Source organism: Flavobacterium aquariorum (genome assembly GCF_003254745.1).
GTDB lineage: Bacteria > Bacteroidota > Bacteroidia > Flavobacteriales > Flavobacteriaceae > Flavobacterium > Flavobacterium aquariorum.
Window position 1 is genome coordinate 38,945 of the sequence record NZ_QKXH01000015.1, and the last position, 17,672, is coordinate 56,616.

Consider the following 17,672-nt stretch of genomic DNA (forward strand, 5'->3'; position numbering starts at 1 on the left):
CCGGAGCTAAAAGTTAACATTCTTCTTTTGTGCCATCATTCAAAAAAAGAAAAATAACAATAATTGAACACAAGTACAAAATGTATCGTCCAAAGGCTATTTTATCCGTGCACGGTTTCGTTTTTACCGTAATTTACAATAATCGAGGTTTCAAACTCAATCCATTCTTGCCAACGTTTATCAACATCAAAATTGTCCACATATTTTCTGGCAAAACCAAGAAAAGTGGTATAATGTCCCGCTTCCGAAATCATAAGATCCCTATAAAACTTGGCCAATTCTGGATCTTTTATATTCTCAGACAACACTTTGAAACGCTCGCAACTTCTGGCTTCAATCATAGCCGAAAACAACAATCGATCTACCAAAGCATCTTTGCGGCTACCATCTTTTTTCATAAATTTGAAAAGCTCATTCACATAATGATCTTTTCGTTCCCTACCCAATGTCAATCCTCTGCTTTTTATTAAATTATGCACCAATTGTAGGTGATCCAATTCTTCTTTGGCAATAATCAATAATTCCGTTACCAATTCTTCCAATTCTGAATTGTAAGTAATCAAACTAATCGCATTTGAAGCCGCTTTTTGTTCACACCAAGCATGATCGGTCAATATTTCTTCAATATTGGTTTCTACTATATTTACCCAACGTGGGTCGGTAACTAATTTTAAGCCAAGCATAGCAAGTGATTTTTAATCCTACAAAATTAGTCTTTTCCTCTTGATTTCCATTTAAAATAATGCTTTAACCATCTAAATTGTATTATTTTGCACCATTATCTCTAATTATCATGAACCAAATTCAAATGCTTTTAGTCATTGGTTTCGTATGGCCTGAACCCAATTCTTCTGCTGCAGGCGGCCGAATGTTGCAGTTGATTGCTCAATTTCAGCAACAAGGCTATGCTATTACATTTGCCAGTCCGGCTATGGACAGTGATTACATGGTTGATTTGGCTTCATTGAATGTGGACAAAAAATCAATTGCCTTAAATTGTTCTAGCTTTGATACTTTTGTCAAAGAACTAAATCCTACTGCTGTTTTATTTGACCGATTTATGATTGAAGAGCAATTTGGGTGGCGTGTTGCCGAAAACTGCCCTGATGCTTTACGGATATTGGACACCGAAGACTTGCATTGTCTGCGATTGGCTAGACAAAAGGCTTTCAAAACCCACCGCGATTTCATAACTGCCGACACTTTAAAGGAAGAAGTCGCCAAAAGAGAAATCGCCAGTATTTTGAGATGCGACCTGTCCCTAATGATTTCTGAATTTGAAATGGATTTACTGAAAACGACTTTTAAAATAGACGAAAAACTGCTGTATTATTTGCCTTTTTTGTTAGACCCGATTTCAGAAAAAACTTTTGAAAAACTTCCTTCTTTTGAGGAAAGGACTGACTTTATTTTTATAGGCAACTTTCTTCATGAACCCAATTGGAATGCCGTTCAATACCTGAAAGAAACCATTTGGCCTTTGCTAAGAAAGCAGTTGCCAGGTACCAATCTTCATATTTACGGAGCTTATCCTTCCCAAAAAGTGATGCAACTGCATCAGCCAAAAGAAGGTTTCCATATCAAAGGACGTGCGATTGATGCAAACGAAGTAGTGCAAAACGCAAGAATCGTTTTGGCTCCCCTACGTTTTGGCGCGGGCATTAAAGGAAAACTGATTGAAGCCATGCAATGCGGAACCCCAAGCATTACGACCACCATAGGCGCCGAATCCATGCAGGGAAATTTGCTCTGGAACGGATTTGTAACTGATGATGCAAATAAATTTACGGAGAACGCCGTGCAATTATACCAAGACAAAAAACTTTGGACAGCTGCTCAACAAAACGGAATTGCCATTATCAATCAACGCTATTCGAAAGAATTGTTTGAAAATGATTTTGCACTCAAAATCCAATTTTTACGTTCCAACTTATCGCAACACCGTTTGGATAATTTTTTTGGGGCAATGTTGCAGCACCACACTTTAACCAGTACTAAATACATGTCTCGTTGGATTGAAACCAAAAACAGCAAAAAGGATTAGTCCCTGAATAAATGACTCCACAGATTATACTGATTAAATGGATTTTTGGTGATTTCCCCCAACTCAGAATCTTAGCAGCTTAGTATCTTTGCGTCTCGTTTAATCTCCTGAATAGAATTAAACTCATTTTTACTACAAATTTTTAGCTTTTTAAAACACTAAATACCAGCAAACTGAATATTTTTATAAAATAAAAAGTAAAAATTCTTTAGAAATGTTTTGCATAAGCGAAAAACTAGCCTATATTTGCACTCGCAATCACAAAATGATAGCAACCTAATAAAATAGGGCGATTAGCTCAGCTGGTTCAGAGCACCTCGTTTACACCGAGGGGGTCGGGGGTTCGAACCCCTCATCGCCCACCAAGAAACTCCTTAAGAAATTAAGGAGTTTTTTTTGCTCCATACTTTTTTAAATTTATAAGAATACAAAAACTAAAGGAAATAAACATAACAAAAAAATTTAAGATCTGTTCAAATATCTTGTCATTCTCCTTTTTTCTTCAGACAGCGTCCTCTCGGCTCATCACCTTCATGAAGTACAATTTCGGAGTGCAAAAACTGAGCGGCCTCTGCCGAATCTTTCACTTTGATTGCAGATCGTTTTAGCATTTCTGATTCAAAATCAGTCAATACACTTTCCCTCAGTCCGGCTTTCCTCCATTGTGACAAAGGCCTACATCCTCTTGTGATTCCGCGCGCCAGCGTAAGTGCATCCAGTAGCGCTTGATTCGCTCCCTGACCTTTGAACGGACTCATTGGGTGAGCTGCATCGCCAATCAGAGTCACTTGCCCACTTTTCTTCAATAATTCTGAATCGAGTAATTCTCGATCATACACGGGATAGCCAGAAATCTGAGCTTCGAGGGTAGCCGTTAAAATTTGAGGAATGGGATCATGCCATTGTGTTCTGCGACATGCTTCTTCCTTGAGTGCTTGAGATCCTTGAGCACTTAACGCCTTCGCCTCTTCTTCAAGCATTGGAAAACTAAGCTGCCACATCACCGAGTTGAATGTGTAAGGCATTATGTAGATTCGCTCATTTCCATTGGCGGTTTGAAATACAGTAGCCGAATCCAGCAAAGAATTATCAAGATCTTCGAGAGCGCTCAAAGGACAAATTCCTAATATCACAATACAACCCAAGTAACGCAAGGGGGTAATATCCTCACCAATGAGCAGTCTCCGCACCGAACTGCGAATACCATCGGCTCCAACCACAAGATCCGCTGTACATGTCTTCATCTCCCCGTTTACTTGAAAACTTAGATCAACAACTCCGTCTTCACATTCTTTCAAATCTACTAATTGATGGCCCCACTTTACCTCATCATGTCCGCCGAGCTGCTCAAGAAGTGCTAGGCGCAAAGATTGTCTCGCGATATGTACGTTTGTACGTTTCGGAGATGTTTTCACATCGGTCTGCATCCACTTTCTGACTCCCCATTCACCGATCACTTTTCCTTCTGTAGTATGAACCAAATGTCTTGTTGAAACCACCCCTTCTTCTAACGAGAAAATACCCAATCCCTCGATCGCTTTACTGGCTTGTTGCAAAGTGAGTCCGTAACCCTGAGATCGGACATCGAAGTGGGTATCGCGCTCATAAAGTGTAAAAGGGATTCCGCGGTGCAAACAGGCCACAGCCAAAGCCACTCCTCCTATACCGCCACCAATAATAGCAAGGTGCGGGTAGTTTTCTTTATCAACTATAGGATGACTAGCAGAATGAATTAACCCGGATCCGAAACAGTTTAAGCATGAGTTTAGGTGACTTTTAGGACGAACTGGAGCTGTTCCTTCTTTCATTTTTTCAAAATGATCGAGTTCCATCTGGTAGCGGAGTCTCACTTTCTTGCTGAGTCTTTGTTTTTTTTTGCCCTGTCCTTGACATTCCTGGCAAATAGTCCAGCTTACTCCTTCATTTTTCGCTTTGTTCACTTCCTCGTTATTTAACTTGATATAGACTTCTCTCTATAAGACAAAAGATTAGCGGAGCAAAATTACTTGTTTCAAATTGAAATAGAAAGGATTTTTTCTCAGAGCTATTTTATTGATTTTTTTTAATGCTGCAAAAAATGGTTCGAACCATGAGCCTTTTTTTGTTTTGAATCTACATCAATTTTGTCATTTCAGAGCGTTTAAACAATAATCCAGATTATTTCAGGGCAAGATAAATTATTATGATTAATCCAAAGATGTTCTGAAAACGGGATTGCATGAGGGATGGAAATGGCATCTCCCGATTTAGAAAAACAAGGTTTTTTTGCCGTAGTTTTTGTTAATCGGGAATATAATGGACAGCCCGACCTCGTTGCCAAAAATGTTGTTATGAAATCAAAATGCTGTGCAACGAGGTCATGCCCAAATTGAAATAATGGTGTTTTTTACCAGCCTTGCGTTAAGCCATTCTTCAAAACTTCTTCGTATTTATCTTTGTCAAAACTGTAGAGATTTGGGGCTTTGTGAGCTACATTACTTTTCTTTTCGTCCAGTTTGGTGAGTATGCCAATGGAGGTTATTTTTCGAAGAAAATTTCGGCGGTCGAGTGTTCTTCCCAATATGGTTTCGTATAATTTTTGGAGCTCAGGTATGGTGAATTTCTCTGGAAGAAGGTTGTAACCTACGGGCATTAAATTCAGTTCGGTTCTTAAAGTTTCCAGAGCTTTGTCCAAAATTTCCCTATGATCCAAAATCAATTCGGGAACTTCATGATGATCAATCCATTCGACCATTTCGCCAGGATTATCGGCTTGTGGAATTGCTTTTGAAAAATTGACCAATGCATAATAACCTATGGTCACAAACCTACTTTTATACCATTTTTCCTCCTCGAGCGGAATGCCAAAATAGGCTAAAGAATCACTGCTAAAATGGTCTTGATTTCTCTTGACCTTACCAAAAGTCGCAAATTGTCTCAGAAAAATACCTGTAAGACCAGTCCTTGACTGTAAAATACTGACAGCGGCTGTATCGATATCCTCATCAATCGAAACGAATCCACCGGGCAAAGACCAACTGTCATCATAGCCAGTTTTGATCAGCAAAACCTTGAGTTGATTGTCATCAAAACCAAAGATTACACAATCAATAGACAATCCGGGTTGGTACTCTTTACTGTTTTTTAGATGTGTTTTTAACATGACTTTGTGGTATTGTTACTCTTCTAAATTATTGTGCTGCAATTTAGTTCATTTTTGGTCTCGCAAATAAACTAAATAAATCTTTGCCATTGAAACTTATTTTAACAGCAAAAATTATTTTAAAAATTGCTGATAGATTTCAAAAATGGATTCCAAAAAAATACTAGATTATCTGAAAACACTGATAAGTTCGGGTAAATCAATATTCAAATTCATTTTTTTTATCAAAAATGTTTTTTGTATTAAAATTAAATGTACATTGCGTCATATTAACACATAGCATTTTACTAAGAACCAACTACTTATAATTATGAAAAATACATTTTTGGTTATTATGGGAATTTTTATTTCTGTAACAACATTCGCCCAAACCACCGATTATAGAGAAAAAGCCAAGAAATTAGTCTCGCAAATGACACTGGAAGAAAAAGCATCTTTATGTTCTGGAGAAACGGCGTGGTCGACACAAGCAATCCCAAGGTTGGGAATTCCTTCTATATTTATGACAGACGGTCCTCACGGCTTGCGAAAAGCTGTGGGTTTCGATTTTACCAATAGTGTTCCAGCCACTTGTTTTCCTACTGCTTCTGCTTTGGCTTCCTCATGGAATACTGCTTTGGCACAAAAAATGGGAGAAGCTCTGGCCATAGAATCACAAGCGAATGATGTTCAGATATTGTTGGGGCCCGGCGTTAATATGAAAAGGTCTCCATTGGGTGGACGTAATTTTGAATACTTTTCGGAAGATCCGATTTTGGCGGGTAAAATTGCAACTGCATTCATAAACGGTGTGCAAAGCCAAGGTGTAGGAACTTCGATGAAACATTTTGCAGCCAACAATCAAGAGTCTGAAAGAATGTCCAACAGCTCCAATGTTGATGAACGCACCTTAAATGAAATCTACTTTCCAGCTTTTGAAATGGCAGTAAAAGAAGCACAACCTTGGACGGTGATGTGTTCCTATAATAAAGTAAATGGGGTTTATGCTTCGGAAAATAAATATTTATTGAATGATGTTTTAAAAGAAAAATGGGGTTTCAAAGGATTCGTAGTTTCCGATTGGGGAGCTGTGAATGACAGACCATTAGGAGTTAACGCAGGTCTGAATCTTGAAATGCCGGCAAGTGGTGGTTTTACCAACAAAAAAGTTGTCGAAGCAGTAAAAAATGGTACTTTGGCAGAAGCCACACTAGACGAAATTGTAATTGAAACTCTTGCCGTAACGCTTAAAGCAAGAGACAGCCACAAGACCGGAATCGTTGTGGACAAACCAAAACACAATGCACTGGCCAGACAAGTTAGTGGAGAATGTATTGTTTTATTGAAAAATGACAACTCAATTTTACCGCTTTCAACTTCAGTTAAAAAAGTTTCCATTATTGGTGCTTTTGCGAAAAAACCTCGTTACCAAGGTGCAGGAAGTTCTCAAGTAAAACCAACACAAGTAGAAAATGCTTTCGACGAATTGCAAAAATTGGCTAAAGGAACTTCATTAACTTATGCTGCGGGATATACATCTGATGGAGCAACAAATGAAACCTTGATCGCCGAAGCCGTACAAAATGCAAAAGATGCCGAAACCGTTTTGATTTTTGCCGGCTTGCCCGATGTTTATGAATCTGAAGGATATGACAGAACGAATATGGATTTGCCAGCGGGACACAATCAATTGATTGAAGCCGTGGCCAAAGCCAATAAAAATGTAGTGGTTGTTTTAATGAATGGAGCAGCAGTCACAATGCCTTGGAAAAAAGAGGTGCAAGGAATTGTAGAAGCCTATTTGGGTGGACAAGCCGGTGGTGGCGCCATAGCTGATGTGTTGACTGGAAAAGTAAACCCTTCGGGGAAATTATCTGAAACCTTCCCAATGCGTTTGGAAGACACCCCCACTGCCATTGATTTTCCTTCAAAAGATGGTAATGCCAATTATGGAGAAGGAATATACATTGGATATCGTTATTATGACAAAAAGAAAATTGAACCGAATTTCCCTTTCGGATATGGATTAAGCTATACGACTTTTAGTTATTCGGATATTAAAACCAACACTGCTACAGCCAAAGATACAGATGATATTATTATTTCACTGAAGGTTAAAAACACAGGTAAAGTGGCCGGTAAAGAAGTTGTCGAATTATATGTGCACGAACAAGCAACAGAAACTTCGCGACCAGAAAATGAATTGAAACATTTTGAAAAAATAGCACTGAATCCAGGGGAAGAGAAAACAGTTAGCTTTCATTTAACGTCTCGTGATTTTGCTTATTACAGTATAAATACACACGATTGGGCAATAAAATCAGGAAAATTTGATATTCGTGTGGGAGGTTCTTCGAGAGATTTGCCTTTGCAACAAACCATCGATATTCAATCTACCAAAACTGCTAAAATCGTTTTCACCCGTAACTCTTTGTTTAAAGAATTCAAAAATGCTCCTAATAGTGGGGCTATATACGAACAGCTTTCTCAAAGTTTTTCTGGTGGCAAAAAGGCTGTAACAGAAGAAGAGAAAAAAGGAGAAGTCTTTTTACAAGCGATGCTAGCCGATATGCCAATCAGCAAATTTATATCTATGTCTGGCGGGAAATTTACCGAAGAAAATCTGCAAGCTATCCTACAAAGTGCCAATGCGAATTAATAAAAGAACCTGTATTATTTGATTATTTAATAGTTGTTAATGCTTGAGGCTGTCTCTGTCGGACAGCCTCATTTTAAAAAAAAATAATTCTACCATATGGAAAAAACTACTTCCTTAATTTCAAAAAAACATTATCCTATACTTGACGGTTTACGCGGTGTGGCGGCAATCATGGTGGTTGCCTTTCATATTTTTGAGGCTCATGCAACCAGTCATCTGAACCAAATTATAAACCATGGATATCTTGCGGTTGACTTTTTCTTCCTGCTTTCTGGGTTTGTTATTAGCTATGCATATGACGATCGCTGGAGTAAAATGACCGTCACCGATTTTTTTAAAATTCGCCTTATCAGACTGCAACCGATGGTGATTATGGGAATGATTATTGGAGCCGTTTGTTTTTATTTTCAGGATTCAGTGCTGTGGCCAACCATCCATGAAGTTCCTATATGGAAAATGCTTGTCGTAATGATCATAGGCTTTACACTAATTCCTGTTTCCCTGTCAATGGACATAAGAGGCTGGCAAGAAATGCATCCACTGAATGGACCTGGATGGTCTTTGTTTTTTGAATATATAGGCAATATTCTTTACGCATTATTCGTAAGAAAGTTTTCGAATACAGCACTTGCTATATTGGTGTTTCTATCAGGTTGTCTTTTAATCCATCTTGCGGTAACAAGTCCTAACGGCGATGTCATTGGCGGTTGGTCTCTAGAACCTACACAACTTCATATTGGTTTTTCTCGTTTGCTGTTTCCTTTCTTTGGAGGATTATTATTGCATCGAATAGTAAAACTGACAACTATAAATAATGGTTTCTTTTGGGCTAGTTTGTTAACGGTTATTGTTCTTGCAATGCCCAGAATTGGTGGAAGCAAACATTTATGGATGAATGGTTTATATGATTCTTTAAGCATCATTATCATTTTCCCACTAATCGTATTCTTGGGAGCAAGTGGCGAAGTGACGGGCAAGTACTCCACTAAAATCTGTAAATTTTTAGGTGACATATCCTATCCCATTTATATAACTCACTATCCGTTAATCTATATTTATACGGGTTGGGCTGTTGGCAGTAAACCTTCTTTTCAAGAAGCACTTCCCTTTGCTTTATTGACATTAATAGGGGCTATTCTACTTGCCTATACTTGCTTAAAATTATATGACGAACCGGTAAGACTTTGGCTAAAACAGAAAATGCTAACGTATAAACCAGCATTCATTACAGTCAAATAGTTATATACTACCATTGGCAAAAAAGTTCTTTATAAATACCACATTATCTCCCCGATACTACCTTCGAAAGAAGAAAAAAATATCGAACTTTTTATAAACGCCAATGGTAAATTTTACAAAAAAGCGATACAATTCAGAAGAATGATATCGCTTTTTTGATTCATAAAGATTGGTTTGTTTTACTAATTCAAAACTATCTTTCAAACAGATTTAATAGAAGAATCTATTCTTAAACAAATTCTAATGTATTATTGCAAAAGAGAACTAATCATGTCTTTGAAAATCTTTCAATTCAAAGACTCAACTTTGGTCTTTTTCGTATTCTTATTATTCAGAAGGAAAACTGCTTTTGCAAATTCTTTTCCCAAATCAATATACCCGTCGCTTTTATAATGGTATTTGTCTGTATACTTATAAGTGCTTGTGGTTCGTACAATAGCAGTGTTGGGTTCGGTTGCCGCAAATTTTTCTTGTCCATATTGCACCAATTCCCCAAAACCCCAAACTTTCCCATCGACATCATCACCTGAATCGGATATTTTACCAATTACTATAGGCAAATCATTGTTTCTAAAAGCCGCTCGCATGAGTTCCATCAACCTTTTTAAATTTGCATAATATTGAATGGCAATTTGTTCTGTTTTATCCGAATCGCTTTCTCCTTGCATCCAAATAATGCCACTTGGAATCAAAATATCTTCAACCCCATCTCCGTTTATATCTTCTACAGCCATAGCATTATTGATTGTTTTTAGAAAATAATCGTATTGATTCATTCCTTTTCCTTCTCTAAAATCAGGTTCCCAAGCACCAAAATACACAGTTCCGCTACTATCAATCGAAGATCCATTTCTGGCATATTTTATAATGGCCAGTTTTTGATTTGGATATAATTCTTCCAGTTTTTTAGCAAACGAAAGCTCCACACCAAACCGATCCGAAAGTGTATTGCTCTTTCCATCAGATGCAAATCCTGTTCCGTTCCCGGGCTGAAGTACATCCCATTTTCCTAAACCTCCGCTTTTATCATTATCCCCAACAGGATTTCCCTGATAAATAAAAACTTTTTTATTTTTTTTATTCAAAGAATCGGGAAGCTCTTTTACATATCCATACCCTTGCATATTCGATTGACCTCCCAAATAAAACACTCTTATGGTATCTTTTTTGGCTTGCGCCAAAAGCATACAGGGCACGACAAGAAACAGTATAATATATTTTGTATCTATCATTTTACCAATTCAAAACTGTCTCTCAAACGAATATCTGCTGAAGACGAACCAATCATCAGATCGAAATCACCCGGTTCTGAACCAAATTCCAATGCATTGTTATAAAACGATAATTTTTGGTTGTCAATGGTAAACTGAATTGTTTTTGTTTCACCTTTATTTAATGTTATTTTTTGAAAATCTTTCAATTCAATTATTGGGCGAACTACTGAACCCACTTTGTCTCTCAAATACAATTGAACCACTTCTTCGCCTTTTACGCTTCCAGTGTTTTTTATGTTTACCGAAACTGTAATTGACTCATTATTTTTTATCGTTTTTTGAGACAATTTCAAATCCGAATATTCAAAAGTCGTATAACTCAATCCATACCCAAATGGGAATTTTGGAGTAGTTGGTAAATCGATGTAAGCCGATTTGTAAATTTTATCTTCATTGACAGAAGGTCGTCCCGTATTAAAATGATTGTAATAAATTGGAATTTGTCCTTCGATTCTAGGAAATGACATTGGTAATTTTCCAGACGGATTATAATCCCCAAAAAGCACATCGGCGATAGCATTTCCTGCTTCTGAACCCAACCACCAAGTATAAACGATAGTTGGCATATTATCGGCAATCCAATCAATAACAAGTGGTCTTCCCGCATTAATTAAAATTACAATTGGTTTTCCGGTTTTTTGAAGTTCTTTGATTAAATCTTCCTGAACACCCGGTAAGTGAAGGTTGCTTTTACTCTTGGCTTCTCCACTTTTGTTGAAGTTTTCTCCAATACTTAAAATGATCACCTCAGCTTGACTGGCAACATTCAAAGCATCTGCAAAACCTTCCTTGCTATTACTTTCAACACCACATCCTTTGGCATACAAAATTTTGGTTCTTTTGCCTACTTTATTCTCTAAGCCTTCCCATTGGGAAACTATATAAGTCGAATCAATTTCTTTTACATCAACAGCCCAAAATCCGTGATTGTCTCTTTTCGGTTTCACCATCGGCCCGATAAAAGCAATCGTTTTTAAGCCTTTCGAAAGTGGCAAAACGTCTCTTTCATTTTTCAGCAGCACAATACTTTTTGCAGCCATTTCTCTTGCGGCTTTGGTATGTTCTGGATTGTTCATTTCCTTTTGTTCGCGTTCTGTATTGCAAAATTTATAAGGGTCATCAAACAACCCTAATTCAAATTTCTTGCGCAAAATTCTTTTAACCGCATCATCTATTAAGGCAACAGGAACTTTGTTTTCTTTTACCAATTGCTCTAAATTATAACGATAGGCATTACTCTCCATATCCATGTCACTTCCTGCAGTTATTGATGCAAGAGCGGCTTCTTTGTTGTCTTTTACATAACCGTGATTCACCATTTCGCCTATCGAACCCCAGTCGGAAACCACGAAACCTTGAAAATTCCATTTTCCTTTCAGAATATCCCTTAGCAAATAGTTATTCGCACTTGCTGGTATTCCGTTTAGGTCGTTAAATGAATTCATGAAAGTGGCAGCGCCGGCATCCAAAGCAGCTTTGAAAGGAGGTAAATAAGTCTCCCAAAGCATTCTGTTACTCATGTCAACGGAGTTGTAATCGCGTCCGCCAACCGCGGCTCCATAAGCGGCAAAGTGTTTAACACATGCCATAACCGAATTCACATCACCCAAGTTTCCTTGGAATCCTTTGACTCTGGCGTAGGCAATTTTGGAACCCAGATAGGTGTCTTCTCCTGCGCCTTCCATCACTCTTCCCCAACGCGGATCACGAGAAATATCAACCATCGGAGCAAATGTCCAGTGAATTCCGGAAGCAGCTGCTTCGGTCGCTGCAACTCTGGCCGCAAGTTCTATGGTAGTCAAGTCCCAACTTGCAGCTTCGGCCAATGGGATTGGGAAAGTAGTTTTGTACCCATGAATCACATCCAAACCAAACAATAATGGAATTTTCAAACGGGACTGCATGGCTAATTCTTGATACTGTCTGGTACGCTTTGTTCCCATCACGTTCAGCATCGAACCTATCAGTCCTTTTTTAATTTCATTTTGTTTGTTGTTATTAATTGTAATAGGGCCTGTAGCGGCATCATTACTGGTGTATTGATTGAGTTGTCCTATTTTTTCTTCGAGAGTCATTTGCTTTAGCAAAGCTTTCACTTTCTGATCCACGGTTTGTTGCTGTGAAAAGGCAAAAATCGATACGAAAACGAATGCCAGTGTTATTGTTTTTTTCATTTTTAAAATTTTATATTCAAATTTAGTTTCCATAAATTGATTGTATTCCAACAAGCATTTAATTTTAACCATCTAAGAAATTTAAGTGCATATAAGCTGGGAGGCAAAAGCAAAAACTTATATGCACTTATATTTCTTATATGGTAAACTTTCTAAACGGTGCTTTTTTTATTTAGCCGTTTTAAACTCCAAAAAATTAAGGTTGAAATTTCCACCTTCAAATTGAACGCGGATTTTATTGATTCCTTGTTTAAGAGCAATATTTTTTAGCGTAATAGTTTTCCAAATCGTTTCTCCACCGGTAACGGGAAGCTCCATTGTTTCCGAAATTTTCTTTCCATCTTGCTCCAAATATAATTTACCTCCAGCTTTCTCGCTCGAATATCGAACATCAACATTAAAGGTACTTTGTTTTTTTACATCAACCGTAAATTGCAACCATTCGCCCTCTTCAATAAAGGAGACTTGAAAACCGTTGGTTATTTTATCCGTACAGGCTACGATATCAACACCATCGTTTCTCATTTTGCCCCCTTTATTCCATTGGGTGAATTTAGTTCCATCATAATTCGCCACGTCCTTATCGGAGTAAGCAAAACCATTTTGTCCCAAATCAAATTCTGTTGCAAACACTTTTCCTGGAACCACGTGATTTTTATATTTTTTGGTATCGTTTGTTTGCACTTGTCTAAACATCGCGTCAATCACATCGTATCTTATCGTTAGGTTCTGCATTTTATAGTTCTCGGCGATTTGCATCAATACTTTTTTGGCAAAATCAACCTTGGGTTTTTCCCCATCATTTTTCCAATAATCCAATAATTTATCATAGTTCGGTGCTTTTGTAACCGAAGTAACTCCAGCTAAATTTTCAATCTTTTTCATTGGCCAAAAAGCCCAACCAATATTATTGGATTCCATCAACGAGATAGCTTCCTCAAACCAAACGTTAGAGTTTTCCCCACTTTCGCCCAACCAAATTGGCACATTGTATTGGGTTCTGTAATCCACCATTTTTTGTATCGACGCTATATCATTTTGATTCCAGTATTTATGGAAACTCAAAGCCATATTCTCATCCCAAAGTGGGAACATTCCGTTGTAATTATTCCCCCAGCAATTCCCTTCAATGATAATCATGTGATGAGGATCAATTGCTCTTATCGCATTTGTAAGTCGGACCTGCAAGGCTCTTAAAGGAGCATTTGAAGTTTCATCGCAACCATTTTGATTCGTTCCGGTAAAATTCCAATTGGGTTCATTGATAATATCATAGCCCCCAATCCACGGACTGTCTTTATAACGTTGGGCTAATTTTTCCCAAAGTGCAACCATTTTATCCTGATTTGCAGCACTCTCCCAAAGCGATGGTTTTGAATCATCGTAGTCGGATATTGCAGCATCTTTCCCTTGTCCTCCGGGAGTCGCATGCAAGTCAAGAATTAAATAGATTTTATTGGCCGCACACCAGCTTAATAAATCATCGGTCATTTTAAAACCTTCTTCAAGCCAAGTAATTTGCCCGCCCTTTTCGGTTTCAATTGCTGGAGTGTATAAATTGTAATGCATCGGCAATCGGATGGAATTAAATCCCCAAGCCGCCAAAGAGTCAATATCTCTCTTTGTTATTCCGTTTGCTTTATACTCTTTATAGAATTCTTCGGTACCTTTCTCACCTATTAAATCCGTAATTTTTTGTTTGATTTTATATTGAGGACCGGCAAAAGCACCTGTTTGAATCATGTAGCCTTCCTGAACCATCCAGCCTCCCACACCCAAACCACGCAAAACGATATTTTTACCGTTTCCGTCCACAATTTTTTGTCCTTCTCTATGCAAAAACCCTTGACCAAAAGAAGCCACAGCGAAGCACATAAAAGAAAATACAATAATTTTTTTCATTCTATTAATTTTAAAATTTGAATATTAAAAAAAGTCTTTAGGGCGTGCCATCATTAGGGAAAAGGGGGCTAACTCATAGCATCGCTTAGTCGCCCCCTTTCCCTAATGCTGTCGGGCTGTACGCGCTACTTCGGTAGCTAGCTTCCATCCCTCACGCGTGACCTCAACTTTACAGGTTACAAGAAATTTTTACGGGATTAATACACCAAAGTCTGAATAGAATTCGGTAAAATAGTAATTTGGGTAGCTTGAGTTCCCACACACAAATTATAAATTACGGTAGCATCACTTTGATTCATAACAACAGTTATCATTTTTCCATCTTTATTCAAAAATGAAGTGCTCAACAAGCTGCTTCTGCTCACAGCAGTACTTACCCTTTTGGCTTCAAGGTGAATAAATTTTGAAAAATGTCCAATATAATAATACGAAGGAGTATAAATCAACTCTCCCGTTTTACTATCAGCATGAATCGGAGCAAAACAAAAGTTACCCACATGATTGGGCCCACCATTTTCATCCAAAAGAATATTCCAATCTGTCCAACCTACTGTTCCGTTATTGAAATCATGAATCATAGAAGTTCCATAACGTTCTCCATTTGCCCATAATTGATAATTTTTGGAGTCAAATTTTTCTACACAACCCTCTGTAAACATTAAATTTTTATTAGGGTATGCTTCATGAACTCTCGCTACATTCTCAAACATTGGTTCACCACCAGCCCAAGTTTCATACCAATGGAATCCCATTCCCCAAATATATTTCGATGCTTCGGGATCAGAGAAAACAATATTGGCTCTTTGTACCATTAAATCACGGTTGTGATCCCAAGCAATGATTTTTTTATCTCCCAAACCTTCTTTTTTCATAGTTGGCCCAAGGTAATTTTTTACAAAATCTCTTTCTGCTTCAGCTGTATACACACAAGATTCCCATGTTTGTACCGCCATTGGTTCATTCTCTGTACTAATTCCCCAAATTGGAATTCCTTCTTTTTCATAAGCTTTCACGAACTTAGTATAATACGTTGCCCAGGTTTGGAAATATTCTGGCAATAATGTACCGCCTTTCAACATGTCTTTATTGCTTTTCATAAAAGCTGGAGGACTCCAAGGAGTTGCATACACAATCATTTTTCCTCCTGCGGCAGCAATTGCTTTTTTTATCAACGGGATTCTATATTTTCTGTCATGCTCAATAGAAAAAGTTTTCAATGCCGTGTCACCTTCGTCAATATAGGTATAACTAGCTGAACTAAAATCGGAGCTATGAATAGTGGTACGAATCAAATTGTAACCAATTCCTTTTTCTGTGTTATAATAAGCATCCAGTAATTCTTGCTGTTTCTCATTGGACAATTTTGCAAAAACTTCGGCACTTGCATCCGTTATCGCTCCTCCAATTCCCATAAAAGACTGGAATGTTTTATCAGGATTTACAAAAATGCAGATTTGTCTTTCGTTGGGTTGTGCCAGTTCTGAAAATGTAAGATTATCTGTTTTTGACAATCTTAAATTTGTACTTTCGGCTGTAGTGTACACCGCGACTGTTTTTCCTTTTGTTGAAAAAGGATGTGCTTGTGATTTATTTTTTTGTTGTGCAAAAACAAAAAAGGTGGCGAGTAGTAATGCTGTGGTGGTTATTTTTTTCATATGTAGTTAATATATTTTTTTAAGGAATATGTAATTCGCATATTATCTTTCTTAGTTCAGACCAATTTAGTAGTATGCTCATTTCATAATCTATAATGTGGTGGTTTCTTTATTTTTTGGTGGTAACGTTACCAAGTATAGGTTCCTACTGCTCCAGTTTCCAAAGACGTAGTAATCCATTTTCCTTTGTATTTAATATTGAATAATGTTGCAACATCGCTATCATTTACAACTAACAAAACTTTTTTTCCTGCCGGAGTTTTGAAAGCAACATTATGTAAATTTCCGACTATATTGCTTGAAATCCTAACCGAACCTGCAGGAATAAATTTTGAAGCATGCGCCGCTATATAATAACCAACGTTGCGCACTACTGATTCAGTGCCACTTACTGTTACTGCTCCTTTACAAACTGTACATCCACCGTCAGTATGTGGTCCAAAAGAACCATCATTCGCAAGATTCCATTGCAAGGCATTTTTACTCCAATTACGCATTGAACCTATAATCACATTTTTCACTTGCCATCTTAAATCGCCATCAAATGATCCAGTAGATGAAGTGTACTGCTCCGTAAAGTAAACATCTTTATCAGGGTAAGCATTATGCACCGTAGAAAGTGCACTAATATCTCCACCATACAAATGAAAAGCAGAACCAGTTACAAAAGGGTAAGCTGCAGCATCTTTTAGGATCGTAATTGGATATTGGGGATTATCACAATTATGATCGTAAGTGATGATCTTTGTGGCAATATTAGCTGTTTTAAATGCAGGTCCCAAATTATTTTTTATAAAATCAGCTTGTTGCAAGGCTGTCATCACCATACTCGGATTATTACCACCGTGTAAAGGTTCATTTTGAGGAGTAATTGCATCTATCACAATTCCCTCAGCTTTCATTTTTTGAATATATTTTACAAAATATTGTGCGTACGCCTCATAATATTGAGGTTGCAAACTTCCTCCCATAAAACTATTGTTATCTTTCATCCAAACCGGTGCAGACCAAGGCGAACCCATTATTTTAATATTAGGATTAATTGCCAAAATTTCTTTCAATAAAGGGATAACATCACCCATATCAGGAGTCAAGCTGAAGTTGGTTAAATTAACATCTGTCTGTCCAGTAGGCATATCATCATAAGTGAACGGAGTGGCATTCAAATCTGATGCTCCAATACTGATCCTTAGGTAACTCAACCCAACTGAAGTATCTCCAGAACCAAACAATTCCTGCAATAGATCTTTCTTTTTCTGAGTAGCCAATTGATTAATCACTTGTGCACTTCCACCAGTCAATGTAAATCCAAAACCATCAACGGTTTGATAAGTTTGAGCTTCATTAACTTCTATGCTTGGATAAATATTCACTCCATTTCCAAAAGCCAAAATACCAGTTTGTTTTTGCAAAAGCGATGTTTGATTCCCTTTGGTCAACCAAAAATCAACTTCATTTTTTACTACGGGAGTTGGTGTTGGCGTCGGTGTTGGTGTTGGCGTTGGTGAATCCCCGCCTCCTTCATTTGAAGATGAACAACTGATGTGAATGGATGATAAAGCGATTAAGAAAAACAGCTTTGTTAATTGATGTATTTTTTTCAT

General features: G+C 37.5%; 11 protein-coding genes and 1 tRNA gene. 4 read left to right on the forward strand and 8 right to left on the reverse strand.

From position 1 onward, the window contains the following. Nucleotides 1-101 precede the first annotated feature (101 nt). The gene (locus DOS84_RS18425; RefSeq protein WP_111411574.1) at nt 102-683 is read right to left on the reverse strand and encodes a MiaE family protein; all 582 of its coding nucleotides are present in this window, start codon (nt 681-683) and stop codon (nt 102-104) included. Nucleotides 684-793: 110 nt separating this feature from the next. Between DOS84_RS18425 and DOS84_RS18430 the strand changes: the two genes are divergently transcribed. Together DOS84_RS18430 and DOS84_RS18435 are read left to right on the forward strand one after the other, a co-directional pair. Further along, nucleotides 794-2,044 (forward strand): glycosyltransferase, encoded by a 1,251-nt coding sequence (locus DOS84_RS18430; RefSeq protein WP_111411575.1) that lies wholly within the window; start codon nt 794-796, stop codon nt 2,042-2,044. A gap of 287 nt (nt 2,045-2,331) precedes the next feature. Next, a tRNA-Val gene (locus tag DOS84_RS18435) sits at nt 2,332-2,409 on the forward strand. A 120-nt stretch (nt 2,410-2,529) separates the two neighbouring features. On the opposite strand, the gene DOS84_RS18440 is transcribed toward DOS84_RS18435, so the two are convergent. Both DOS84_RS18440 and DOS84_RS18445 read right to left on the reverse strand, forming a co-directional pair. Further along, the gene (locus DOS84_RS18440) at nt 2,530-3,984 is read right to left on the reverse strand and encodes an FAD-dependent oxidoreductase (RefSeq protein WP_111411576.1); all 1,455 of its coding nucleotides are present in this window, start codon (nt 3,982-3,984) and stop codon (nt 2,530-2,532) included. Nucleotides 3,985-4,430: 446 nt separating this feature from the next. Further along, nucleotides 4,431-5,186 carry an NUDIX hydrolase gene (locus DOS84_RS18445; protein ID WP_111411577.1) on the reverse strand — a complete coding sequence of 252 codons (756 nt, stop codon included), beginning with the start codon at nt 5,184-5,186 and terminating at the stop codon, nt 4,431-4,433. 310 nt (nt 5,187-5,496) lie between these two features. On the opposite strand from DOS84_RS18445, the gene DOS84_RS18450 reads away from it, so the two are divergent. Both DOS84_RS18450 and DOS84_RS18455 read left to right on the forward strand, forming a co-directional pair. Next, nucleotides 5,497-7,824 (forward strand): glycoside hydrolase family 3 C-terminal domain-containing protein, encoded by a 2,328-nt coding sequence (locus tag DOS84_RS18450; RefSeq protein ID WP_207802079.1) that lies wholly within the window; start codon nt 5,497-5,499, stop codon nt 7,822-7,824. A gap of 96 nt (nt 7,825-7,920) precedes the next feature. Beyond that, nucleotides 7,921-9,063: an acyltransferase family protein gene (locus tag DOS84_RS18455; RefSeq protein ID WP_111411578.1), complete on the forward strand. Its 1,143-nt coding sequence runs from the start codon at nt 7,921-7,923 to the stop codon at nt 9,061-9,063. Between the two features lie 287 nt (nt 9,064-9,350). Here the strand turns inward: DOS84_RS18455 and DOS84_RS18460 are convergent, their stop codons facing one another. The 5 genes from DOS84_RS18460 to DOS84_RS18480 form a co-directional block, all read right to left on the reverse strand. After that, the gene (locus DOS84_RS18460) at nt 9,351-10,295 is read right to left on the reverse strand and encodes a sialate O-acetylesterase (RefSeq protein ID WP_111411579.1); all 945 of its coding nucleotides are present in this window, start codon (nt 10,293-10,295) and stop codon (nt 9,351-9,353) included. Continuing rightward, on the reverse strand, nt 10,292-12,511 hold the full coding sequence (gene bglX / locus DOS84_RS18465) for a beta-glucosidase BglX (RefSeq protein ID WP_111411599.1): 2,220 nt from the start codon (nt 12,509-12,511) through the stop codon (nt 10,292-10,294). Before bglX ends, DOS84_RS18460 begins: the two co-directional genes overlap by 4 nt. Nucleotides 12,512-12,679: 168 nt before the next feature. Next, the gene (locus tag DOS84_RS18470; RefSeq protein WP_111411580.1) at nt 12,680-14,413 is read right to left on the reverse strand and encodes a cellulase family glycosylhydrolase; all 1,734 of its coding nucleotides are present in this window, start codon (nt 14,411-14,413) and stop codon (nt 12,680-12,682) included. 197 nt (nt 14,414-14,610) lie between these two features. Beyond that, complete coding sequence (locus tag DOS84_RS18475) at nt 14,611-16,068, reverse strand: glycoside hydrolase family 30 protein (protein WP_111411581.1); 1,458 nt, start codon at nt 16,066-16,068, stop codon at nt 14,611-14,613. Nucleotides 16,069-16,196: 128 nt separating this feature from the next. Then, nucleotides 16,197-17,672 carry a glycoside hydrolase family 30 protein gene (locus DOS84_RS18480; protein WP_111411582.1) on the reverse strand — a complete coding sequence of 492 codons (1,476 nt, stop codon included), beginning with the start codon at nt 17,670-17,672 and terminating at the stop codon, nt 16,197-16,199.